19 protein-coding genes are annotated in these 23,295 nt (G+C 60.8%); 15 read left to right on the top strand and 4 right to left on the bottom strand.

What is annotated here, in order from left to right; genetic code table 11:
• Nucleotides 1-26: 26 nt before the first annotated feature.
• From ACN0SW_RS11090 to ACN0SW_RS11145, 12 genes are all read left to right on the top strand, one after another.
• On the top strand, nucleotides 27-3,446 hold the full coding sequence (locus tag ACN0SW_RS11090; protein ID WP_417727993.1) for an indolepyruvate ferredoxin oxidoreductase family protein: 3,420 nt from the start codon (nucleotides 27-29) through the stop codon (nucleotides 3,444-3,446).
• Between the two features lie 78 nt (nucleotides 3,447-3,524).
• Nucleotides 3,525-4,388, top strand: coding sequence for a lysophospholipid acyltransferase family protein (locus ACN0SW_RS11095; RefSeq protein WP_417727994.1), 864 nt, complete (start codon nucleotides 3,525-3,527; stop codon nucleotides 4,386-4,388).
• A gap of 18 nt (nucleotides 4,389-4,406) precedes the next feature.
• Nucleotides 4,407-5,219, top strand: coding sequence for a glutamate racemase (locus tag ACN0SW_RS11100; protein ID WP_417727995.1), 813 nt, complete (start codon nucleotides 4,407-4,409; stop codon nucleotides 5,217-5,219).
• Between the two features lie 102 nt (nucleotides 5,220-5,321).
• Nucleotides 5,322-6,350 (top strand): N-acetyl-gamma-glutamyl-phosphate reductase, encoded by a 1,029-nt coding sequence (gene argC, locus ACN0SW_RS11105; protein WP_417727996.1) that lies wholly within the window; start codon nucleotides 5,322-5,324, stop codon nucleotides 6,348-6,350.
• 13 nt (nucleotides 6,351-6,363) lie between these two features.
• On the top strand, nucleotides 6,364-6,810 hold the full coding sequence (gene ccmE / locus ACN0SW_RS11110; RefSeq protein ID WP_417728037.1) for a cytochrome c maturation protein CcmE: 447 nt from the start codon (nucleotides 6,364-6,366) through the stop codon (nucleotides 6,808-6,810).
• Nucleotides 6,811-6,869: 59 nt separating this feature from the next.
• Nucleotides 6,870-7,478, top strand: coding sequence for a holin-associated N-acetylmuramidase (locus ACN0SW_RS11115; RefSeq protein ID WP_417727997.1), 609 nt, complete (start codon nucleotides 6,870-6,872; stop codon nucleotides 7,476-7,478).
• A complete protein-coding gene (locus ACN0SW_RS11120; protein ID WP_417727998.1) occupies nucleotides 7,472-8,056 on the top strand; it encodes a holin family protein in 585 nt (194 codons plus the stop codon). Before ACN0SW_RS11115 ends, ACN0SW_RS11120 begins: the two co-directional genes overlap by 7 nt.
• 58 nt (nucleotides 8,057-8,114) lie before the next feature.
• Nucleotides 8,115-10,079 carry a heme lyase CcmF/NrfE family subunit gene (locus ACN0SW_RS11125; protein ID WP_417728038.1) on the top strand — a complete coding sequence of 655 codons (1,965 nt, stop codon included), beginning with the start codon at nucleotides 8,115-8,117 and terminating at the stop codon, nucleotides 10,077-10,079.
• On the top strand, nucleotides 10,076-10,528 hold the full coding sequence (locus ACN0SW_RS11130) for a cytochrome c-type biogenesis protein CcmH (protein WP_417727999.1): 453 nt from the start codon (nucleotides 10,076-10,078) through the stop codon (nucleotides 10,526-10,528). Before ACN0SW_RS11125 ends, ACN0SW_RS11130 begins: the two co-directional genes overlap by 4 nt.
• Before the next feature lie 72 nt (nucleotides 10,529-10,600).
• Nucleotides 10,601-11,380 (top strand): enoyl-CoA hydratase-related protein, encoded by a 780-nt coding sequence (locus tag ACN0SW_RS11135; protein WP_417728000.1) that lies wholly within the window; start codon nucleotides 10,601-10,603, stop codon nucleotides 11,378-11,380.
• 18 nt (nucleotides 11,381-11,398) lie between these two features.
• Nucleotides 11,399-11,704, top strand: coding sequence for a hypothetical protein (locus ACN0SW_RS11140; RefSeq protein ID WP_417728001.1), 306 nt, complete (start codon nucleotides 11,399-11,401; stop codon nucleotides 11,702-11,704).
• Entirely contained in the window at nucleotides 11,701-12,765 is a 1,065-nt protein-coding gene (locus ACN0SW_RS11145) for a hypothetical protein (RefSeq protein WP_417728002.1), read from the top strand. The genes ACN0SW_RS11140 and ACN0SW_RS11145 overlap by 4 nt, the downstream gene beginning before the upstream one ends.
• Before the next feature lie 97 nt (nucleotides 12,766-12,862).
• On the opposite strand, the gene gltA is transcribed toward ACN0SW_RS11145, so the two are convergent.
• Both gltA and gltX read right to left on the bottom strand, forming a co-directional pair.
• On the bottom strand, nucleotides 12,863-14,158 hold the full coding sequence (gene gltA, locus ACN0SW_RS11150; RefSeq protein ID WP_417728003.1) for a citrate synthase: 1,296 nt from the start codon (nucleotides 14,156-14,158) through the stop codon (nucleotides 12,863-12,865).
• Between the two features lie 76 nt (nucleotides 14,159-14,234).
• Nucleotides 14,235-15,647, bottom strand: coding sequence for a glutamate--tRNA ligase (gene gltX / locus ACN0SW_RS11155; protein WP_417728004.1), 1,413 nt, complete (start codon nucleotides 15,645-15,647; stop codon nucleotides 14,235-14,237).
• An 80-nt stretch (nucleotides 15,648-15,727) separates the two neighbouring features.
• On the opposite strand from gltX, the gene ACN0SW_RS11160 reads away from it, so the two are divergent.
• A complete protein-coding gene (locus ACN0SW_RS11160; protein ID WP_417728005.1) occupies nucleotides 15,728-17,746 on the top strand; it encodes a ComEC/Rec2 family competence protein in 2,019 nt (672 codons plus the stop codon).
• On the opposite strand, the gene lexA is transcribed toward ACN0SW_RS11160, so the two are convergent.
• The gene (gene lexA, locus ACN0SW_RS11165) at nucleotides 17,740-18,441 is read right to left on the bottom strand and encodes a transcriptional repressor LexA (RefSeq protein ID WP_417728039.1); all 702 of its coding nucleotides are present in this window, start codon (nucleotides 18,439-18,441) and stop codon (nucleotides 17,740-17,742) included. The two genes, ACN0SW_RS11160 and lexA, sit on opposite strands and share 7 nt — an antisense overlap.
• Before the next feature lie 175 nt (nucleotides 18,442-18,616).
• Between lexA and ACN0SW_RS11170 the strand changes: the two genes are divergently transcribed.
• Both ACN0SW_RS11170 and ACN0SW_RS11175 read left to right on the top strand, forming a co-directional pair.
• Nucleotides 18,617-19,711, top strand: coding sequence for a carboxynorspermidine decarboxylase (locus ACN0SW_RS11170; RefSeq protein WP_417728006.1), 1,095 nt, complete (start codon nucleotides 18,617-18,619; stop codon nucleotides 19,709-19,711).
• Between the two features lie 72 nt (nucleotides 19,712-19,783).
• The gene (locus ACN0SW_RS11175; RefSeq protein WP_417728007.1) at nucleotides 19,784-21,022 is read left to right on the top strand and encodes a saccharopine dehydrogenase family protein; all 1,239 of its coding nucleotides are present in this window, start codon (nucleotides 19,784-19,786) and stop codon (nucleotides 21,020-21,022) included.
• Nucleotides 21,023-21,428: 406 nt separating this feature from the next.
• Here the strand turns inward: ACN0SW_RS11175 and ACN0SW_RS11180 are convergent, their stop codons facing one another.
• Nucleotides 21,429-22,967, bottom strand: a complete 1,539-nt coding sequence (locus ACN0SW_RS11180) for a trimethylamine methyltransferase family protein (protein WP_417728008.1) — start codon at nucleotides 22,965-22,967, stop codon at nucleotides 21,429-21,431.
• Nucleotides 22,968-23,295: the final 328 nt, after the last annotated feature.

A 23,295-nucleotide genomic window follows, 5' to 3' on the forward strand; every position in this document is an offset into this window, starting at 1 on the left:
CGGCCCTCAACCAAGGGAGGCACGATATGACCACGCAAAAGGTAACGTTGAACGATCGCTTTGATCTGGAAAAATCGCCGGTTCTTTTGAATGGCACGCAGGCCCTTGTGCGTTTGATGCTGACGCAGGCGGCGCGCGACCGGGCGGCGGGGTTGAATACGGCTGGTTTTGTGACCGGCTATCGTGGCTCGCCTCTGGGGGCAGTAGACATACAAATGCGCCGCGCCGGACGGGTTCTATCCCAGGCACAGGTTCGGTTTGAGGAAGGCTTGAACGAGGATCTGGCCGCGACAGCGCTTTGGGGATCGCAGCAGGCTGAACTGCGTGGCGAGGGCAAATATGACGGTGTCTTCGGTCTCTGGTATGGCAAGGGACCGGGGGTGGACCGCTCGGGTGATGTGATGCGCCACGCCAATATGGCGGGCACGTCAAAACATGGTGGCGTGTTGATGGCCATGGGGGATGATCACACCGGCGAATCCTCAACCGTGCTGCATCAGAGCGAATGGGCGCTGGTCGATGCCTATATGCCGGTGGTCAACCCGGCGGGCGTACAGGAAATTCTCGATTACGGCATTTACGGCTATGCACTCAGCCGCTTTGCCGGGGTCTGGGTCGGGCTCAAAACAATGAAGGATACGGTCGAGGCGACCTCGGTGGTTGATGGCCGCCCTGACCGCGTGCAGCTCATAACGCCCGATTTCCCAATGCCCGAAGGCGGGCTGAACATTCGCCTGATCGACACGCCGCATGCGCAGGAAACCCGCATGATCGACTATAAACGCTTTGCCGCAGAGGCGTTTTCCCGCGCCAATGGCATGGATAAGCGCGTCCTGGGTAAACCGGGCGCCAAGATCGGCTTTGTCGCGGCGGGCAAGAACTGGCTCGATCTGGTGCATGCGTTAGAGTTGCTGGGGATTGATGCCAATGAGGCAGAGCGATTGGGCATCACCACCTACAAGGTCGGGCAGGTGTTTCCACTCGATATGCAGGGGTTTCACGACTGGGCCGAGGGGCTCGATCTGATCGTCGTTGTCGAGGAAAAGCGCAAGCTTATTGAACTGCAAATCAAGGAAGCGATCTTTGACGACCGGCGCGGGCGGCGCGTCTATGGCTGGTACAAGGGCGGGGCAGGCGGCATGCACCGCGAAGAGTTATTCCCGACGCGCGGCGCGCTTGATCCAATCTGGATTGCGGAAAAGCTGGGCGGCATCCTGATCGAAGAAGGGCGCGGCACCGACCGGATCAAGGCAGGGCTTGAGGCGCTGTCAGAGGCGCGGCGCAATGACAACGCCACGGAAATCGTCAGCCGCTTGCCCTATTTCTGTTCGGGTTGCCCGCACAATACCTCGACCCGTCTGCCCGAGGGCGCGCGCGCCTATGCCGGAATCGGCTGTCACTACATGGTGCAATGGATGGACCGAGAGACGACCGGCTTCACTCACATGGGCGGTGAAGGCGCAAACTGGATGGGAGAGGCGCCGTTCTCCACGCGCAAACATGTGTTTCAGAACCTTGGCGACGGAACCTATAACCATTCGGGCGTGCAGGCCATTCGCGCGGCTTTGGCCTCGGGCACAACGATCACCTACAAGATTCTCTATAATGATGCTGTGGCGATGACCGGCGGGCAGGCCAATGAGGGCGGGCTGAACGCCCCTCGCATCGCTGCCGAACTGCGTGCCATGGGGGTGAAACATCTGGCAGTCGTTTACGACGAGAAAGAGGATGTTGACCTTAAGTCTTTTCCGCAAGGCGTTGAATTTTCAGAACGTTCAGATCTGATGGCGGTGCAGGAGCGGTTGGCGAAAATCGAGGGCGTCAGTGTCATCCTCTATATCCAGACCTGTGCCGCCGAAAAACGCCGCCGCCGCAAGCGGGGCGCGTTTCCCGACCCGGACCGCCGCGTGTTCATCAACACGGATGTCTGCGAGGGCTGCGGTGATTGCGGGGTGCAGTCGAATTGCGTGTCCATCGTGCCGGTGGAAACTGAACTGGGCCGCAAGCGGGCGATTGACCAATCCAGCTGCAACAAGGATTTTTCCTGTCTCAAGGGCTTCTGCCCCTCCTTCGTCACGCTGGAAGGCGCGAAAATCCGCAAAGACAGCACCGCCGACCTGACCCTGCCCGATATGCCAGCCCCAGTGCTGCCCGCGATTGACGGCACCTATAACGTGGTCATCACCGGTGTCGGCGGCACCGGGGTTGTGACCATCGGCGCGGTCATGGCGCAGGCGGCGCAGATTGATGGCAAGGGGGCGGGTATGATGGAAATGGCCGGTCTCGCACAAAAAGGCGGGGCGGTGCATATCCATTGCCGTCTGGCCGAGAGCCCCGATGACATCAGCGCTATTCGCGTGGCGACGGGCGAATGTGATGCGCTCATTGGCGGCGATCTGGTGGTCTCTGCCGGGGCCAAGACGCTGGGCCTGACCCGTCAGGGTCGCACCGGAGCAGTGGTCAACAGCCATGAAATCATCACCGGCGATTTCACCCGAAACACCGAATTCACCCTGCCTGCTGACCGGCTGCAACTCGCGCTCGAGGCGCGGTTGCGCGACGCGGTGCAAATGTTCGATGCCTCGGATCTGGCAAAAACCGTGATGGGCGATTCGATCTATTCCAACATGATGATCTTTGGTGCGGCGTGGCAGCGCGGGCTGGTGCCCCTCAGCCACGATGCGATCACGCAGGCCATCCGCCTCAACGGTGCTGCGGTCGAGGCCAATCTGCGGGCCTTTGAAGTGGGGCGGTGGGCGGCGCTCTACCCTCTTGAGGCGGCAAAGCTTGTGTCGCCCAAGGTGGCGGAAAAACCCAAAACGCTGGCCGAACGGATCGCCTACCGCGAAACGCATCTGCTGGCCTATCAGGGCAAGCGGTTGGCCCGCCGCTACGTGCGTCTGCTCGACGGGATCTCCGACGAGGGGGTAAAGGACGCGGTGGCGCAGGGCTATCACAAGCTCTTGGCCTATAAGGACGAATACGAGGTGGCCCGCCTGCATCTGGAAACAGCGGATAAGGCGCGGGCTGAATTTGGCGGCGATTTCACTCTCAAATTCCATCTGGCCCCGCCGATCCTGTCCAGAACGGGCAGCGATGGCCGCCCCTCAAAGCGCGAATTTGGCCCCGGTATCCTGCGGGTATTCGGGCTTCTGGCGCGACTGAAAGGTTTGCGCGGCACGCCGTTTGATCCGTTCGGGCGCACAGCGGAACGGCGGATGGAACGTGCCCTGATCAAACAATACCAGACGGATATGGCAGAGGTTCTGCCCAAGCTGACGGCGCGCACCCGGGACGCGATCATCGCACTGGCGCTCTTGCCATTCTCAATCCGGGGCTTTGGCCCGGTCAAAGAGGCCAACGCCGCCAAGGCCGCGAAACGGCGCGAGGAACTTTTGGCGGTGATCCGGTCCGGTGGCGCAGAAATGGCACAGGCGGCGGAATAGGCGTCATGAAACTGTCACCTGATCTGGTCACGTCTGTCGCATAATCTTAACGAGCCGCGACTCACCCAAGGATCGCCCATGCGCCCAGACCGCCAGATCGCCCGTGACATTTCCTACGCCTATTCGGCCCAGACCAAGGGCGGGCGGGCGATGATCCGCACTATGGAAAACCTCACCGGGCGGATCGCACTGATCAAGCGTGCGGCGGGCTATGAGGCCGAAGTGTTGCAGGGCCGCGACTTCTGGCAGGTGATGGTAGAGCGTTATGGGCTCACGCTCGATGTGGTGGGCGGCAGCCTGGACACTATCCCGCGCGACGGGCCCTTGGTGCTGATTGCCAATCACCCCTATGGTATCCTCGATGGGTTGATGATGGGCCATATCCTCAGGCAGACACGCGGCGATTTCCGCATTCTGGCACATCAGATTTTTCGCAAGGCTGAGGATCTGAACAAGGTCATCCTGCCAGTCAGTTTTGACGAAACAAAAGAGGCGGTCGCCCTCAACCTCGCGACGCGTAAAACGGCACTAGAGTATCTGGGGCAGGGTGGCGCGATTGGCATTTTTCCGGGGGGCACAGTCAGCACGGCGGCCAAACCCTTTTCACGGCCCATGGACCCCGGTTGGCGCGGCTTTACCGCCAAGATGATCGGCAAGAGCAAGGCCGCCGTGGTGCCGGTTTATTTCGACGGACACACCAGCCGCCTCTTTCAACTGGCCAGCCACCTGCATGTGACCCTGCGCATGGGCCTTTTGATCAAGGAATTCCGCAAGCGGATTGATACCCCCGTGCGCGTGGTGGTGGGCGATCCGATCCCTCGCAACACCTTGGCGCAATATGCAGGCGACACGAAATCCCTCATGGCATTCCTGCGCGCCAAGACTTATGAATTGTCGCCAAGCCCGGTTACCTCCTCGGAAATCGGGTTCGAATTCGGATAACGACACTGGACGCGGGACATGGCGGTAGGGATTTTCGACAGCGGGCTTGGCGGCCTGACAGTGTGGGATGCGGTCAGCAAACGCTTGCCGGATGTGCCATTCGTCTATCTGGGCGATAATGCGCATACGCCCTACGGGGTGCGCGATGCCGATGACATCTATGATCTGACCACGGTGTCGGTTGACCGGCTGTTTGCAGCAGGCTGTGATCTGGTGATTCTGGCCTGCAATACCGCCTCTGCCGCTGCGCTCCGCCGCATGCAGGAATCTTGGGTGCCGCGCGACAAGCGGGTGCTGGGCGTGTTTGTGCCGCTGATCGAAGCCCTGACCGAGCGGCAATGGGGCGACAATTCCCCCCCGCGTGAGGTGGCGGTCACCAACGTCGCGCTCTTTGCAACACCCGCGACCGTGCGCAGCCGGGCGTTTCAGCGCGAACTGGCGTTTCGCGCGATTGGCGTGGATGTCGAGGCGCAGGCCTGTGGCGGCGTGGTCGATGCCATCGAGGAGGGTGACATGATCTTGGCCGAGGCCTTGGTGCGCAGCCATGTCGATGCGCTCAAACGCAAAATGCCGCACCCGCAGGCGGCGGTACTGGGCTGCACCCATTACCCGCTGGTGCAAGAGGTGTTTCAGGATGCGCTTGGACCCGATGTCGCGGTCTATTCGCAACCTGACCTGGTGGCATCCAGCTTGGCCGATTATCTGGGACGGCATCCGGACAAGATCGGATCGGGTCGTGACAACCTGTTCCTGACCACCGGCGATCCCAAGCGGGTCTCAAGCCGCGCCACGCAATTTCTGCGACGAGAGATCAAGTTCTCTGCGGCCTGAGCGGATCTGCCACGGTCGTTCTGATTGGACCACCGGCATCACGCCGCATTGCGGCAGGGCCGGAACTGAAATATCCTCCACCCATCTGAAAGTGAGGTCACGATGACCCATAAAATCGCCATTCTCGGGGCTTCCGGCTATACCGGAGCAGAGCTTGTCCGGCTTCTTGCCACCCATCCGTCTATGGAAATCACGGCGCTTGCCGCAAATTCCAAGGCGGGGCAGAGCATGGGGCAGGTGTTCCCGCATCTGCGGCATCTCGATCTGCCCGACCTTGTCACCATCGAAGAGATTGATTTCACCGGCATTGACCTGTGCTTTTGCGCCCTGCCGCATAAGACCAGCCAAGAGGTGATTGCGGCGCTGCCGCGCGATCTGAAGATCGTTGATCTTTCAGCAGATTTTCGTCTCCGCGATCCGTCGGATTATCAGAAATGGTATGGCAATCCCCATGCCGCCCCCGAGGTGCAGAAAGAGGCGGTCTATGGCCTCACGGAATTCTACCGTGAGGAGATTCGCGGCGCGCGGCTGGTGGCGGGCACGGGCTGTAATGCGGCCACCGGGCAATATATCCTGCGGCCGCTGATTGCCGCTGGCGTGATTGATCTTGACGAGATCATCCTTGATCTCAAATGCGGGGTGTCGGGCGCGGGGCGCAGCCTCAAGGAAAACCTGCTGCATGCGGAGCTGTCTGAGGGCTACCACGCCTATTCGGTCGGCGGCACGCATCGCCACCTGGGCGAGTTCGATCAGGAATTTTCCGCCATTGCCGGTCGGCCGGTCGAGATTCAGTTCACCCCGCATCTCATCCCGGCCAACCGCGGTATTCTGGCCACGGGCTATGTCCGGGGCGAGGCGGCGGCCATTCACGCGACGCTGGCGGCCGCCTATGCCGATGAACCTTTCATCGTAGTCCTGCCCTTGGGGGAAACCCCAAGCACCCGCCATATTCGCGGCAGTAATTTCTGTCATATCGGCGTGGTGGCAGATCGGCGCGCGGGGCGCACAATTGTCGTGGCGGCCCTCGATAACCTGACAAAAGGTAGCAGCGGCCAAGCGTTGCAAAATGCCAATCTGATGTTATCTGAGCCTGAGACCACGGGGCTGATGCTGGCTCCCGTCTTTCCGTAGGGGAATGAGACCGATGAAATCGCTCAAGAAAAAGCGCCGCGTTCAGGTCATCGCGATTGCCGCCGTGGCGCTTGTGATGGCCACCGCTTTGATTGGCTATGGCATGCGCGACGGGATCAACTTTTTCCGCTCGCCAACGCAGGTCCTGGCCGAACCGCCAAGCCCATCCGAGGTGTTCCGCATTGGTGGGCTGGTGGAAGAAGGCAGTCTCAAGCGTGGCGAGAGCGAGGTCATTCGTTTCAATGTGACCGATGGCGGCGGCGTGGTGCCCGTCACCTACAAAGGCGTGTTGCCTGACCTCTTTGAGGAAAACCAAGGCATGGTCGGCACCGGCAGCTACCGTGACGGGGTGTTTGTTGCCACCGAAATTCTCGCCAAACATGACGAGACCTATATGCCCAAGGAAGTGGTGGACGCGCTCAAGGAGCAGGGTGTTTATAAAGAACCGAACGGTAGCTAAATCTGCCAGTAACCCATCTGCCTCAGCCTCATGCCGGCAATTGGCATGAGGTGGGGCAGATGCAAAACATTACCGACATTGCAAAAGAAATCGTCGCCCGCGAGGGCGGCTATGTGAATGATCCCGATGATCCGGGTGGGGCCACGAATTTTGGCGTAACCCTTGATACCCTGCGCCGGTTGGGGCTTGATCTGACACAGGATGGCATGATCGACGCCTCGGATGTGCGTGCGCTCACACGCGATCAGGCGACAGCGATTTTTATCGACCACTATTATAACCGCCCCGGCCTTGCGCGCCTGCCGCAGAGCCTACAGGCCAGCGTGTTCGACATGTATGTCAACGCCGGGGCCAATGCGGTCAGAATTCTGCAACGGCTCTTGCGCGACATGGGGCAGGTGATCGAGGTGGACGGCATGATTGGGCCACAAACCGTGGCCGCGGCGCAAGCGGCGGCAGAGGCGGCCCCGGATCATATTGCGGATGCCTACGGGATCGCGCGACGCACCTATTACCTCAGCCTCGCCGATGCACGTCCCGCAAGCCGCAAGTTTGCCCGCGCGCGCGCGGGGGGCAAGGGGGGCTGGATCAAACGGGCCGAGGCCTTCATATCGCCGCGCTTTCATCTCAGCCCGGCAGAGTTCAGCGCAAGGGTGATTGCATGGTGATGGATATTCTCAGGGCGCTGTTTGGTGGTGGCGCGAATGTGGTGCGCGAAACCGCCGAGGTGTTCCGCGTCAATGCCGAGGCCGCTGATCAGCGCAGTGTCGAGACACAGCGCGCCGCGTTGGAACAGATGACGGCAGAGTTCCGGCAGGATAACCGCGGGTCCTTCGACCGCATCATCGACGGGCTGAACCGTGTCCCACGTCCGGCGATGGCGCTTGGCACGATTGGCCTTTTTGTGTCGGCGATGATCGATCCCTTGTGGTTTGGCGCGCGGATGGCCGGGCTGGCCCTCGTGCCAGAGCCGCTCTGGTGGCTCTTGGCTGCGATTGTCAGCTTTTATTTTGGCGCGCGGCATCAGGCCAAGGGACAAGAGTTTCAGCGCGGGATTGCCAGCACCCTGGCGCGCGCGTCGCAGGTGACTGAGACCATTCGCACGCTGCGCGCCCTGCGCCCTTCCAGCCCCGGCGTGGCTGACAGTGGCAGCGACGCGGGGCTGGCATTGGAAGCCCTCACCCCGGATGAAAATCCGGCGCTCGCGGAATGGCGGCGACAGGGCGGGCGCCCCGCGACAATGTGATCCGGTGCGCGCGCCGATTGCGATTGGCCAGGGCGTTGCACTGATCTATACTCAGGCCATGATTACAGAAATCGGTCACTTCGCCCTCATCCTCGCTTTTCTGGTGGCCTGTGTTCAGGCCACCGTCCCGCTTGTCGGGGCCTATAAACGTTGGCCCGGCTGGATGGCCGTGGCCGAACCTGCGGCCACGATCCAGTTCCTGCTGACTGCCACGGCTTTTGCCGCGCTGATGTGGGCCTTTGTAACCTCGGATTTCTCGCTGCGGCTGGTTGTGCTCAACAGCCACACAGACAAACCGATGCTCTATAAGGTCACTGGCGTCTGGGGCAACCACGAGGGCTCGATGCTGTTGTGGGTGTTCATTGTCACACTCTTTGGCGCGGCGGTGGCTTGGTTTGGCTCGAATCTGCCACCGTCCTTGCGCGCGCGGGTGCTCAGCGTGCAAGCGATGGTGGGCGTGGCATTCTTTGCCTTTATCCTGCTGACATCGAACCCATTCTTGCGCATGGCGGTGCCGCCATTCAACGGGCAGGATCTCAATCCGCTGCTGCAAGATCCCGGCCTCGCCTTCCATCCGCCGTTCCTCTACCTCGGCTATGTCGGCCTTTCGATGACCTTTTCCTTTGCGGTTGCGGCCCTGATCGAAGGGCGCGTTGATGCAGCATGGGGGCGGTGGGTGCGACCCTATACGCTTGCGGCGTGGATTTTCCTGACCATCGGCATCGGTCTTGGCTCTTGGTGGGCCTATTACGAATTGGGCTGGGGCGGGTTCTGGTTCTGGGACCCGGTGGAAAACGCAAGCTTCATGCCATGGCTGATTGCCGCCGCCCTGCTGCATTCCGCCATCGTGGTGGAAAAGCGCGAAAGCCTGAAAAGCTGGACCATTCTCTTGGCGATTATTGCATTTGGCTTTTCCATGGTCGGTGCATTCATCACCCGGTCGGGTGTTCTGACTTCGGTGCATGCCTTTGCCACCGACCCCGAGCGTGGCGTGTTTCTGCTTGGCATCCTTGCGGTGTTCATGGCGGGCGCGCTCACGCTCTTTGCGGCGCGCGCAGGTGTGATGCAGGCCAAGGGCGTCTTTAGCCTTGTCAGCCGCGAATCCGTGCTGGTACTCAATAACCTGCTTCTGGCGGTGGCCTGTTTCGTGGTCTTTATCGGCACGATCTGGCCGCTTGTTGCCGAAATGCTGTTTGACCGCAAACTCTCGGTGGGCGAGCCGTTTTTCAACGCAGCCTTTACCCCCTTTATGGTGGCGCTAGGTGTGGTGTTGCCGCTCGGGTCCATGTTGCCTTGGAAACGCGCCACATTTGGCCGCGTGATCCGACCATTGGCTCCTGTTTTTGCGCTTGCGGTGGCGATCGGCGCTCTGGCTTGGGCGATGCAGACCGGGCGTTCGGCGCTTGGCCCGATGGGCCTGTTTCTTGGCGCTTGGCTGGTCGGTGGTGCCATGGTCGATATCTGGACGCGCACCGGGCGCGGGCAGGGGCGCTTTGCGCGCCTCACCCGCCTGCCGCGCGCCGACTGGGGCAAGGCGGTGGCGCATGGCGGTCTGGGCGTGACCATGGCCGGGATTGCCGCGATGATGGCATGGCAGCAAGAGGATATCCGTGTCCTTCAGGTAGGCGCGCAATTTGACATTGCGGGTTATACCTTGCGCCTTGACGAGGTGCACAAAGAAGATGGCCCCAATTATTTTGCCACAATGGCCACCTTCACCCTCAGCAAGGACGGCCGTGAAATATCAAAAATGAAGCCCGAGAAACGCGAATACCCCGTGGCGCAGATGCCCACGACAGAGGCAGCACTCGACAACGGGGTGCTGCGCGACATCTATGTGGTGATCGGGGATCCGCAGCAGGGCGGGGGCTGGGCTGTGCGCAGCTATTACAAACCGCTGGCCAACTGGATCTGGGGCGGCTCGATCCTGATGGCGCTTGGCGGGTTCTTGTCGCTCAGCGACCGGCGCTACCGGGTTGCGGCAGGTGCTCGTAAACTGGCCAACGCGGTGCCTGCGGAATGAAACGCCTCCTCCTCGCACTCTGTGTGATCGCAGCGCCGGTCTTTGCGGTGCAACCCGATGAGATACTCGACGATCCGGTGCTCGAAGCGCGGGCGCGTGACATTTCCTCGGGCCTGCGTTGTCTGGTCTGCCGCAACGAGAGCATCGACGATTCCAATGCAGAACTGGCCCGCGATCTGCGCCTTTTGGTGCGGGAACGGCTGGTGGCAGGCGACAGCAACCAAGAGGCGGTCGACTTCATCGTCGCGCGCTACGGGGAATATGTGCTGCTCAAACCGCGCACCGGGGGCGCCAATATTCTGTTGTGGTTGGCCGGACCGCTGATGCTGGGCGCAGGGCTGGTGATCGGCGTGCTCTATGTTCGTGGCCGCACACGCACACCCGAAACCGAGGTGACCCGCCTGAGCGAGGCCGAGGAAAACCGCTTGCGTGAAATTCTGAAAGACTGACGCGCGGTTTCGCTTGGCGCGGGCAGATGTCTGGGGTTTGATGCTCAAAACCAGACCGAAAGGCCCGAATCCGTGAAAGATTATCAAACCATCACGCTTGAGATTACCGACGGCGTGGCGCTGCTTTGCCTGAACCGTGCTGACAAGATGAACGCCCTCAACACGCAGATGCGGGCCGAGATCGCTGATGCGGTCCACTATGCCGGGCGCAAGGCACGCGTTGTGGTGCTCACAGGTAACGGTCGCGCCTTTTGCTCGGGGCAGGATCTCAGCGACGGTGGCAATGCCTCGACGCTTGATCTGGAACGGGTGCTGCGCGAGGAATATGTGCCAATGCTGCGTGCGATTACCGATTGTCCCGTGCCCACGATCAGCGCGGTCAACGGGCCTGCGGCAGGGGCGGGGGCCAATCTGGCGCTGTCGGCGGATGTGGTGATCGCCGCTGAGAGCGCCTATTTCCTTCAGGCCTTTGCCCGCATCGGTCTGATCCCGGACGCTGGCGGCACCTATGCGCTGCCGCGTCAGATGGGCATGGCCAAGGCGATGGGCGCGGCGCTCTTTGCCGAACCGATCTCAGCCCGTCAAGCCAGCGATTGGGGCATGATCTGGGAGGCGGTCAGCGACGAAGGCTTTGCCGCCCATTGGCGCGCCCGCGCGGCCCATCTGGCCAAGGGGCCAACACAGAGCTACGGTGCCATCAAACAAGCGATCCGCAGCACATGGGACAATACGCTTGAAACCCAGCTTGACCTTGAGGCCAAATTGCAGGGGGCCTGCGGCCAGAGCCGCGACTTCAAAGAAGGCGTGCTGGCCTTCCTCGAAAAACGCCCGCCGCAATTTGAGGGACGATAAGCCGCGAGGGCAGGACTTATGATGATTGCCCTGTCTGCGCTTGGCTGCCTCGGCGTTCTGGCGCTGACTGGCATCTGGCCGATACGCAAAAGCATTGATATTTTCGAAGGTAAACGCGGCATGCAGGCCGCCGCACCAAGCCTGCTGCGGCGCATCCGCGGCTGGTCCTTTGTCGGTGTCTGGGGCCTGCTGGTACTCTACGTCGGTGCCTTCTACGGCGACTGGGCCAAGACTGGGGATATGGAAGGAGCCGCGTCGCGGGCGATGGAACGGTCACGTTTCGTGATCGAACTTGTCATGATGATCATGGCGTCCGACCAATGAGCCCGTGGGCGACCACCAAGCTAGGTTTCGACGCGGTGCAGGCGGCGTTGCGTTGTGCGTCGTGTGGCGGGCAGCAAGGGTTTGATCCGCGCACGCAATCCCTCAGGTGCGAGTCTTGTGGGCAGCTGACGGAGATCGTTGCCGATCCGGACCTCGACGCGCAGCGCGAGCAGGCCTTTGACCCCGGCGCGCCCGAGGATGAGCCGCCCGAGATTGAGCACGCACATCGCTGCGAAACCTGTGGCGGTGAGGTCGTTTTTATGGGCCAGGCGATATCCGAACAATGCCCCTATTGCGACGGTTCCGTGGTTTTGTTTGGGGGGCATGCGCATTACACGCCGTCTGGCCTCATTCCCATGGGCAATACAAGGGCCGAAGCGGTTGAGGCAATCGTTCGCTGGGTGCGTGGGCTCTGGTCCGCGCCGTCGCGGCTCCCCAAGGCCGTGACCGAGGGGCATATGGCGGCGGTTTATGCACCCTTCTGGACATTCGATGCGTCCAAAGACGTGAATTACACGGTCCAAAAGCGCACAGGACAGGGCAAGTCGGCGCGCTGGATCAGGGTCTCCGGGCAGGTCACGATGGTGCTTGATGACGCGGTGATCGGGGCTTCAGACCATGTCACGCCGGACATTCGCGACGGGATCATGCACGGGTTCTATCCTCAATGGCTCAAACCGTATCAGCCGGAATACTTGGCAGGCTATGCGGCAGATCTGCACGGGAGGCGAGTGTCCGACGGGCTGGACAAGCTACGCCGGGACATAGAGGTTCAGATAAGGCGGCGCATTCGTGCGGATGCTGGCGGCGGGCGGATCAGGAACATCACCTGGACCGGACATTTATCGGAAATTCGGTTCCGCCGCGTGCTCCTGCCGCTGTGGATTCTGCACTATCACTACGCAGGCAAGCCCTATCGCATTGTCGTCTCTGGGATCGACGGGCGTTGTTTTGGCGAGAGACCTTTCTCGATGGCAAAGCTCTTTGGTTGGGCGTTGTTGGCGGCGGGCGGTCTTTTTAGTGCAGGTATGATTATCGGTGCGGGGCTCGCACCCGGATAGGCGGCGGTCTTCGGTCGTGTATCGTGTTGTCGGCGGCCCTTCAAAAATAAAAAGTCCGGCATAGTGCCGGACTTTCATTTTGGATCGTGTCTGCGCCTCAGCGTTTTTCGATATCCACATAATCGCGCAACGTCGCCCCTTGATAGAGCTGACGCGGACGCCCGATTTTGAGCTGCGGATCGGCAATCATTTCCTTCCACTGCGAAATCCAGCCGATAGTGCGGCTGACCGCAAAGATCGGCGTGAACATCGAGGTCGGGAAACCCATCGCCTCAAGGATGATGCCGGAATAGAAATCCACATTCGGGAACAGCTTTTTCTCTGCGAAATACGGATCGGCGAGGGCCTGCCGTTCCAGTTCCTTGGCGACCTGAAGCGTCGGGTTGTTCTCAACCCCAAGCAGTTCCAGCACCTCATCCGCGGATTGCTTCATCACCTTGGCGCGCGGATCGAAATTCTTGTATACCCGGTGACCAAAGCCCATCAGACGGAACGGATCGTCCTTGTCCTTGGCGCGCGCGATAAACTCGGGTATCCGGTCCGGCGTGCCGATTTCCTGCAACATCTCCAGACAGGCCTGATTGGCCCCGCCATGCGCAGGCCCCCAGAGACAGGCAATCCCGGCGGCGACACAGGCGAACGGGTTCGCCCCAGAGCTGGAGGCAAGCCGCACGGTCGAGGTCGAGGCATTTTGCTCGTGATCGGCATGCAGCGTGAAAATCCGGTCCATCGCCCGGCTCAGGATCGGATTGACGACGTAATTACTGGCTGGCACCGCAAAACACATACGCAGGAAATTCGACGCATAGTCGAGATCATTGCGCGGATATTCGAACGGTTGGCCAATGGTGTATTTAAACGCCATCGCGGCGATGGTCGGCATCTTGGCAATAAGCCGGATCGACGCCACTTCGCGCTGCCAAGGGTCCGAGATATCGGTGCTGTCGTGATAGAACGCGCTGAGCGCCCCCACCACGCCGACCATGATCGCCATCGGATGCGCATCCCGGCGAAAGCCGCGGAACAGGAAATGCATCTGTTCGTGGATCATCGTGTGGTTGGTCACACGGCTCTCGAAATCCTCAAGCTGTGCCGGGCTCGGTAACTCGCCATAGAGCAGCAGATAGCATACTTCGAGATAATGCGATTTCTCGGCCAATTGGTCGATCGGATAACCGCGATGCAACAGCTCACCCTTGTCACCGTCGATAAAGGTGATGGTGCTGTCACAGCTCGCCGTCGAGGTGTAACCGGGATCATAGGTGAACACGCCCGCATTGGCATAGAGCTTGCGAATGTCGATCACATCCGGGCCGACCGTCGGAGAGAGCATCGGCAATTCATAGGTATTGCCGTCAATCTCCAGCTTCGCCACTCTCTTGTCTTCTGACATCAGGGGTCCTCCCTCTCAGCGCCTGCTTGCGCCATCTGCGCTTCAGGCTGGATAAACTCAATGCCTTGCCAAGGGATTAATCCCCTCCAAAGGCCGCATCGGTCAACCGGGCGATGGTTTCGTCTCGCCCGAGGACCAGTATCATGTCGAACACACTCGGTGTCGCACTACGACCCGCCAGTGCCGCCCTGAGGGGGCCTGCCAGCTTGCCGAACTTCATTCCGTGGTCTTCGGCGAATTGGGTCGCCAGACCCTCGATAGCCTCTCGTGTCCACGTAGCAGTTTGCAACTGCGGCGTCAATTCCTTCAGTATACCACGGGATACTGTATCGAGATGCACCGCCGCTTTCTCCTCTGGATGAATTGGCCGCGAAACAAGGATAAACGCCGCCTTATCAAGGAGTTCAGGAAAGGTCTTGGCGCGCTCCTTGAGACAGTACATCGCCTTGGTAAACAACGTCAATTTCTCGTCATCCAGCGCGGGTTCACCCGTCACGGCTAGAAATTCCTGCAACTCATGCAGCAGTGCAGCATCATCCGCTACGGCAATATGCTGACCACAGAGATTCTCCAGTTTCTTGAAATCCAGACGCGCCGGGGATTTACCGATTCCCTTAAGATCGAACCAGGATTGCGCCTGCAGGTCGTCAAAGAATTCCGCGTCGCCATGGCTCCAGCCAAGGCGCGCCAGATAGTTGCGCACACCAGCCGCCGGATAGCCCATCTTCTGATATTCCTCGACGCCAAGCGCGCCATGCCGCTTGCTCAGCTTCTTGCCATCGGGCCCATGAATGAGCGGAATATGGGCATAGACGGGCAGGGGCCATCCCATGGCCTCATAGATCATCATCTGCCGGGCGGCATTGTTGAGGTGATCGTCGCCGCGGATCACATGGGTCACCCCCATGTCGTGGTCATCCACGGCCACGGCCAGCATATAAACTGGCGTGCCGTCGCCGCGCAGCAGGACCATATCATCGAGCTGATCGTTGCGGATGGTCACATCGCCCTGAACTTCGTCCTTGATCACCGTCACACCATCGCGCGGTGCCTTGATCCGGATGACATAGGGCACATCCTCGGGATGCTGATCAGAAGAGGCATCGCGCCACGGGCTCTGAAACAGGGTCGAGCGCCCCATCTCGCGCGCGCGCTCGCGAAAGGTCTCGATCTCTTCCTGTGTGGCAAAGCATTTATAGGCCATCCCCTCGGCCAGCAGTTTGCGTGCCACTTCGGCATGCCGGTCTGCACGCTCGAACTGGCTGATCACATCGCCGTCGTGGTCCAGCCCGAGCCAGTTCAACCCATCGAGAATCGCTTGTGTCGCCTCCGGGGTCGAGCGCGCCCGGTCGGTATCCTCGATGCGCAACAGAAACTTGCCGCCGCGCCCGCGGGCATAGAGCCAGTTGAACAATGCGGTGCGCGCGCCCCCGATATGCAAATAGCCAGTGGGCGAGGGGGCAAAGCGGGTCACGACCTGTTGCGACATGGGACAGATTAACCTTTCGGTAACGATGAAGGGGCTAGCGTTGTCGCCTGTCTATCGGCCCGTCATGGGGGAAACAAGCCTTGGGCATCTGGCACCGGGTTGAAGCGATTTGGCTGGCGCAACGCGGCATGCTCTTTCCTTGGGCGCCGGTGGTTCTGGCCTGCGGCGTGGGTGCTTATTTCTGGCAATCCCGCGAACCGTCTGTTGGGGTTTTGTGGGGCTGTGGCGTGGTCGCGTTCATACTGGCGGCGCTGGCGACGCGCGGGCGCGAATGGGTGGGGCCGCTTCTTTGGGCGGCGGCACTCTTGCTGGCAGGCTTCGCCGTGGCGGGGCTGCGGGCGCATCTTGTGGCGGGGCCGGTGCTGGGCTGGCGCTATTATGGGCCGGTTGAGGGGCGCATCGTGGGCCTGGACCGCTCGGCCTCGGACGCGCTGCGCCTGACCCTCGACAAGGTGGTGCTGGCGCGGATGGCCCCGGATCGCGTGCCGCATCGGATAAGGGTGTCTTTGCACGGCGATCAGACGCATTTCACCCCGCAGCCCGGTGCGCGGGTGATGATGACGGCGCATCTTGGCCCCGCCGGAGGGCCGGTGGAACCGGGCGGGTTCGATTTCCAACGGCATGCGTGGTTTCTGGGCTTGGGCGCGGTGGGGTATACCCGCACGCCGGTTCTCAGGTTGGAGGCGGCGCAGTCAGGGCTGGCACTCTTTCGGACGCGCATGGGTCTGTCGCACCATGTGCAACGCGGGTTGCCGGGGCAGGTCGGCGCTTTTGCCGCCGCAATCATGACCGGCGACCGTTCAGGACTCAGCCTTACAACGCTCGATGCCATGCGCGTCAGCAATCTGGCGCATCTTCTGGCGATTTCCGGGCTGCACATGGGGCTCTTGGCGGGGTTTGTGTTTGCCGGCTGCCGTTTGGCCTTCGCCGCTGTGCCACGGCTGGGTTTGCGCCTTCCGGCCAAGAAACTCTCGGCGGTTCTGGCGCTGCTGGCGGCTGCCGGATATCTCGGGTTATCCGGGGGCAATGTCGCGACCGAGCGCGCCTTTGTCATGGTGGCGGTCATGCTGGGCGCGGTGATGCTGGAGCGTCGCGCGTTTAGCCTGCGGGCGGTCGCTGTGGCGGCGGTGATCGTGCTCAGCTTGCAACCCGAGGCGCTGCTTGGCCCCGGCTTTCAGATGTCCTTTGCGGCGACGGTGGCGTTGGTGGCGGTGTTTGGCTGGCTGCGCGATGCTGGCCTGTCCGCTGGTCCCCGCTGGCTGCGCCCGGTGTTGACGGTGATCCTCTCATCTGCGGTGGCGGGGGCGGCAACAGCCCCGGTCGCGGCGGCACATTTCAACCAATATGCGCAATACGGCCTCTTGGCCAATCTGCTCAGCGTGCCGCTCATGGGCGTGGTGGTGATGCCTGCGGCGGTGCTGGCGACGCTGGTCTTGCCGCTTGGGCTGGACTGGATTGCGCTCTGGATCATGGGGGTGGGGCTGCGGTGGATTCTTGCCGTGGCGGATTGGGTTGCGGCCTTTGACGGTGCCCGCTTGCCAGTCGTCGCGCCGGGGCCGCATGTGCTGCCCGTGTTGGCAATCGGGGCTCTGATCCTCGTGCTCTGGCAGGGGCGCGCGCGATTTCTTGGGCTCTTGCCTTTGGTGCTCGGCTCTGGGCTCTGGGGTCTGACAGACCGGCCTGTGATGCTGATCTCAGACACGGCTGCCCTGGTCGGCATCACAACGGATGCGGGGCGCGCCCTCAACGAACCCACTGGTGGCGGGTTCGTGGCGCAGACCTGGCTTGAGAATGACGGAGAGGGGATTACGCGCGATGCCGCATTCGCCCTGTGGTCTGACGATCTGGCGTCTGACCTTGGTGTTCGTCTTGTGCAGGGCAGGGCCGCAGCCCGATTGCCCTTATCATGCGACGGGGCCTGGCTGGTTCTCGTGACCGCCACACCCGATACACCGCCGCCCCATGATCCCGATTGCAGGATCGTCACGCCCGAGACTCTGCGCCGTACTGGATCTTTGGCCCTCTATGCCACCGCCGACGGCCTGCGCCTTGTCACCGCCCGCGACCTCTCTGGCGCGCGGCTCTGGAATTCTCAGTAGCTGCGGATCAACCCGACGAGCCGCCCTTGCACCTTGACCTGATCATCCGGGAAAAGCCGTGTCTCATAGGCCGGGTTCGCCGCCTCAAGCGCGATGGCATTGCCCCGCCGATAGAACCGTTTGAGCGTCGCCTCCTGATCCTCGATCAGTGCCACAACAATATCCCCGTTATTGGCCACCGCTGTCTCGCGGATGATCACCACATCGCCATCGTTGATCCCGGCCTCGATCATCGAGTCGCCCCGAACTTCGAGCGCATAGTGATTGCCTGATCCGCTGATCATGCTGGCTGGCACAGATACATTGTGCTGCACATGGGCAATCGCCTCGATCGGCACACCGGCGGCGATGCGGCCCATCAACGGCACCTCAAAGGCATGCGCCACCTCGACCGGCTGGGCATTGGCGGGCATGCGCCCGCTTGGCCTGTCACCCTCGATTACACGCGGGTTAAACCCGTGCCGCGCCTCCCCCCCGAGGCTTTCGGGCAGGCGAACAATCTCCAGCGCCCGCGCCCGGTGCGCAAGACGGCGGATGAACCCCCGCTCCTCCAGCGCGGTGATCAGCCGGTGAATGCCGGATTTTGACCGCAGATCAAGCGCCTCTTTCATCTCGTCAAAACTGGGCGGAACCCCATCCCGCTGCACACGCTTTTGGATAAACTCCAGCAAATCGAGTTGTTTTTTGGTCAGCACGGGCCGGATCCTCACCAGTTTCATGTGGTTTTGTTCTACACATGTTCTCGTTTTGTGTCAATCCGTGCCGCTTGGATCTGCGGTGCAGGGGACCGCTCTCCCATTGCATCGTCCGACCCGGACGGGTATTCGCACGGCGTAACTGCTTCACCCTGTCACCGCAAAGGGGGCTCTTATGATCCCGACGCCCTGTTATTTGATCGACGAACAGCGCCTCGTGCAAAACATGCACAAGATCGAGCGCCTGCGTCATCTGTCCGGTGCCAAGGCGCTCTTGGCTCTGAAATGCTTTGCGACATGGTCCGCCTTTCCCACCATGCAGCCCTTCATGGATGGCACCACGTCCTCGTCGCTCTATGAATTGCGACTGGGGCGTGAAAAATTCGGCAAGGAAACCCACGCCTATTCGGTGGCATGGTCCGACGCCGAAATCGACGAGGCCGTCACCTATGCGGATAAGATCATCTTCAATACCGTGGGCCAACTGACGCGCTTTGACAGCCAGTCGTCCGGCATCGAACGCGGCCTGCGCCTCAATCCGCGCTTTTCGACCTCGAGCTTTGATCTGGCCGATCCCGCCCGGCCCTTCTCTCGGCTGGGCGAGTGGGAGGTGGACAAGATCCTTGGTGTTGTCGATCGGATTTCCGGGGTCATGATCCATTACAATTGCGAGAACCGCGATTTCGACCTCTTTGATCAGCAACTCACCCGCATCGAACGGGAATTCGCCCCGGTGCTTGAACGGTTGAAATGGGTCTCGCTCGGGGGGGGCATTCATTTCACCGGCGACGACTATCCGCTCGAGGCGCTCGCCGCGCGGCTCAAGGGCTTTGCGGAACGCTTTGACGTACAGGTCTATCTGGAACCGGGCGAGGCGGCGATCACCGGGTCCACCACGCTAGAGGTGACGGTGCTCGACCTGCTCGACAACGGCAAGCAACTGGCCATCGTCGATTCCAGCACCGAGGCGCATATGCTCGACCTGCTGATCTACCGCGAGAGCGCCAAGTTGCCGCAAGAGGGCGCGCATGCCTATCAGATCTGCGGCAAATCCTGCCTTGCAGGCGATATATTCGGAGAGGCACGGTTTCCCGCACCTCTGGCCGTGGGGGATCGCATTTCGATTGCCGATGCCGCCGGTTACACAATGGTCAAGAAAAACTGGTTCAATGGCGTCAATATGCCCGCCATAGCAATTCGGCGGTCCGATGGGACCGTCGATCTGATCCGCAGCTTTACCTTCGAGGACTATGCCGCCTCGCTCTCATGAGGAAAATTCACATTCCTTCCCGGGGCTGAACGCCCTCCTTCCCCTGTCCTGCAAGAAAAGGAGACAGCAGAAGTGAAACGTAACGTACTCATCATCGGTGCCGGTGGCGTGGCGCAGGTCGTCGCCCATAAATGCGCGCAAAATAACGATGTGCTGGGCGATTTACACATCGCCTCGCGCACGCAGGCCAAATGCGACGCCATCATCGCCTCGGTTCACGCCAAATCCGCGATGAAGGGGCCAGGCACCTTTAACAGCCATGCCGTCGACGCGCTGGACAGCGCCGCCGTGGCCGCGCTCATTCGGCAAACCGGCGCACAGATCGTCATCAATGTCGGTTCGCCCTTCGTGAACATGTCCGTGCTCGACGCGTGCATCGAAACGGGGGCCGCCTATATCGACACCGCTATTCACGAAGACCCGGCCAAGATCTGCGAAACCCCGCCGTGGTATGGCAATTACGAATGGAAAAAGCGTGACCTCTGCGCGCAAAACGGCGTGACTGCCATTTTGGGCATCGGCTTTGATCCCGGTGTGGTCAATGCCTTTGCCCGGCTGGCAGCGGATGATTACATGGACACGGTGACCTCGATCGACATCGTCGATATCAACGCAGGCTCGCATGGTCGCTATTTCGCCACCAATTTCGATCCCGAGATCAATTTCCGCGAATTCACCGGCACGGTCTATTCTTGGCAAAACGGCGCGTGGCAAGAGAACAAGATGTTCGAGGTCGGCCGCGATTGGGATTTGCCTGTGGTAGGCACCTGCCGCGCCTATCTCTCGGGACATGACGAGGTGCATTCGCTGGCCGCCAATTATCCCAACGCCGATGTCCGGTTCTGGATGGGCTTTGGCGAACATTACATCAACGTCTTTACCGTGTTGCAAAACCTTGGCCTGCTCTCTGAGCAGCCGGTCACGACCGCCGAAGGGCTGGAAGTGGTGCCGCTCAAGGTGGTCAAGGCGGTACTGCCCGACCCGGCCTCATTGGCCCCGGACTATACCGGCAAGACCTGTATCGGCGATCTGGTCAAGGGCACCCGGGGCGGCGCGCCCGTCGAGGTCTTTATCTACAATGTCGCTGACCACAAAGAGGCATTTGAAGAGGTCGGCAGTCAGGGCATTTCCTACACCGCTGGCGTGCCGCCTGTCGCCGCTGCCATGCTGATCGCCAACGGGGACTGGGATGTCGGCACCATGAAGAATGTCGAGGAGCTTGACCCCAAACCGTTCTTTCGCGTGCTCGATGGTCTGGGCCTGCCAACCCGTGTGCAGATCAATGGCGTGGACAAGGCGTGGAACGACTGATCCGGACGCATTACCGGATTTAGGGGAGGGGACCGTGCCTTAGGGTCAAGGTCGCCCAAGATCAAACAGCCAGAGCCTTTCGGTGTTTCAACCAAAACCCGAAAGGCTCTTGGATGCTTTTCTGAACGCCCGGATACCGGGGCAGTGGGACAGCGCTGGTCTCAGGGAGTGTTTCTGCCCGGTCTCATCGTTCAGCGCTCAGTCTGGGATGGCGGTTGAAACCCTGCGCACCGCTGCAAAAATGCACAGCGCTGAGCACCGAGGGCCGAGCAACGAACGGACGTACGGTAAGACCGCACAACCGTACAGTCAGCTCTAATTGGCCGTGATGCGCCCGCCCCAATGAGGCGCGAGCGCGCTTGTATGAGTCTTTTTCAATATAAATCAGTACATTACGCGGCAAAGCTCATGCAGGAAGATGGATCTTGAACCGTGCCCGGATGGCTGCATCCGTCACCGGATCGAACCGCGCCGATGCCCGTTCTGACAAGATTTTCTCTTTCTTTTCAGTGGCTTTTGCAATCAGATCCGGCTTGCCAAGCTCATCCCATTCCTTGGGGGATGATCGGTTGGCAAGGCAGGGATAGAGATAATCCGTCTGCATCCGACTAAGTGTTTGTTCTGCCCCAAGAAAGTGACCCGGCCCGCCGATGCAGGTGGCGCGGATCACCTCAAGACTCAGCGTGTCCTCATCCACCTCGATCCCCCGGGCACATCGCAGCGCCTGACCAATGAGATCATCGCCAAGTATCAGAGATTCAAGGCAAAATCCGAGCAGAGAGGCATGCATGCCCGCCGCTTCATAGACCATGTTGAGCCCCGAAAGCCCCGCCATGACGTTCGAGGTCGCCTGTTCCCAACCCGCCTGCATATCCGGCAGTTTCGCATCCGCAATCCCCGCCGCCGCCCCCCCCGGCAGCCCGTAATATTTATGCATTTGCGCGCATCCCGCAGTCAGAAGCGCCTGTTCCCCTGATCCGCCCGACATCGCGCCGGTTCGCAGATCGCTGACGAATGGCCATGTGCCAAAGATCGCCGGAAAGCCGGGCTTGACTGCGTTGACATAGACCAGACCAGCCAGACATTCTGCTGTTGCTTGTACGATTGCCCCGGCGATTGGGGCGGGTGCGGTGGCTCCGGCTTGGCCCGCTGAGAGCAGCAACACCGGGATGCCAACGCGTATACACTCCTCCATGACGAGGCAGGATTCAGTTGCGAATTTCATCGGTGGCACGACAAAGCAATTGGAATTGCTTACAAAAGGCCGCTCCCGCCACTTGTCCTCACCCCCTGCGATCAGATGCAACATCTCAATGGCATCGGCGACGAACCCCGGCTCGGTAAAGGATGTCCCTACATGCTTTTTGGTGCCGGCGCAGCAGGCATAGAGCGTGTTGAGGTCCATTTCGCGGTTGTCGACAATGTCCCGACAGACCATTGGACGCTGCACGAAATGGATGTTGTCAAGCTGATCGGCGATCCGCGCCGCATCATGTAGATCTTGCACTGTGCTTTCGCGGTAGGTGCGATTATGCACATCAACCAGATGCACCGCTGCCCCGGCCGTGCCGTAATGCACCCGGTTTCCCTCAAGCAGCATGTCATGTTTGGGGTCCCGGCCAAACAGTGTGATCGAGCGGTTCGCCTTGGCGATGGTGTCCTCAATCAAGGCCCTTGGAAACCGAATGCGCCCATCCGACCCGAGAATAGCCCCCGCACCGGTCAAATAGGCCACCCCGGACGGCGGCGCATCTGCAAGGCCGATCTGTTCGAGCGCATCCAGAACGGCATGATGAATTCGGTCCATCTGCACTTGGGTCAATGGGTGATATGTGCCACCCTCCTGGCCCGGATGGACCGGGCGAAGATTGGCAGCAAGCGGGTTAGAGCGGGCCTCACGGCGGGCGGCACGGCCACCGGCGCGGCGCGTTAGAGTCTCGGACATTTCTGTATAATCCTATTGAAAAAGAACGACCTGGCTATGCTGAGCTCAGGCCTGCACAGGACCACCACGCGCAGCCCGACCACGCTCCGCACCAATCGTGCGGACAACAAGTGCGATCTTGCTGCGTGGGTGCATAATGTTCTCCTTCAGACCTTTTGACAGCATCTGATTCTGCGGGTTCTGTCTGTTCCATTTCCGACGCATGTCGCAAATGCGACCCTGATCGTCGCGCTTGACCAAGGGGGGTCTTGGGGCTAGGACCCTCGAATGATGACCGTACACCGCATTATTTGCTGCATTATCTGCTGAGTTTACTCAGGCGGGCCGG

The sequence above is a fragment of the Roseovarius sp. genome (assembly GCF_048262375.1).
GTDB lineage: Bacteria > Pseudomonadota > Alphaproteobacteria > Rhodobacterales > Rhodobacteraceae > Roseovarius.

Coding starts and splice junctions, on each gene's coding strand:
- ACN0SW_RS11090 (WP_417727993.1), top strand. CDS start 27: ATGACCACGCAAAAGGTAACGTTGAACGATCGCTTTGATCTGGAAAAA.
- ACN0SW_RS11095 (WP_417727994.1), top strand. CDS start 3,525: ATGCGCCCAGACCGCCAGATCGCCCGTGACATTTCCTACGCCTATTCG.
- ACN0SW_RS11100 (WP_417727995.1), top strand. CDS start 4,407: ATGGCGGTAGGGATTTTCGACAGCGGGCTTGGCGGCCTGACAGTGTGG.
- argC (WP_417727996.1), top strand. CDS start 5,322: ATGACCCATAAAATCGCCATTCTCGGGGCTTCCGGCTATACCGGAGCA.
- ccmE (WP_417728037.1), top strand. CDS start 6,364: ATGAAATCGCTCAAGAAAAAGCGCCGCGTTCAGGTCATCGCGATTGCC.
- ACN0SW_RS11115 (WP_417727997.1), top strand. CDS start 6,870: ATGCAAAACATTACCGACATTGCAAAAGAAATCGTCGCCCGCGAGGGC.
- ACN0SW_RS11120 (WP_417727998.1), top strand. CDS start 7,472: ATGGTGATGGATATTCTCAGGGCGCTGTTTGGTGGTGGCGCGAATGTG.
- ACN0SW_RS11125 (WP_417728038.1), top strand. CDS start 8,115: ATGATTACAGAAATCGGTCACTTCGCCCTCATCCTCGCTTTTCTGGTG.
- ACN0SW_RS11130 (WP_417727999.1), top strand. CDS start 10,076: ATGAAACGCCTCCTCCTCGCACTCTGTGTGATCGCAGCGCCGGTCTTT.
- ACN0SW_RS11140 (WP_417728001.1), top strand. CDS start 11,399: ATGATGATTGCCCTGTCTGCGCTTGGCTGCCTCGGCGTTCTGGCGCTG.
- ACN0SW_RS11145 (WP_417728002.1), top strand. CDS start 11,701: ATGAGCCCGTGGGCGACCACCAAGCTAGGTTTCGACGCGGTGCAGGCG.
- gltA (WP_417728003.1), bottom strand. CDS start 14,158: ATGTCAGAAGACAAGAGAGTGGCGAAGCTGGAGATTGACGGCAATACC.
- gltX (WP_417728004.1), bottom strand. CDS start 15,647: ATGTCGCAACAGGTCGTGACCCGCTTTGCCCCCTCGCCCACTGGCTAT.
- ACN0SW_RS11170 (WP_417728006.1), top strand. CDS start 18,617: ATGATCCCGACGCCCTGTTATTTGATCGACGAACAGCGCCTCGTGCAA.
- ACN0SW_RS11180 (WP_417728008.1), bottom strand. CDS start 22,967: ATGTCCGAGACTCTAACGCGCCGCGCCGGTGGCCGTGCCGCCCGCCGT.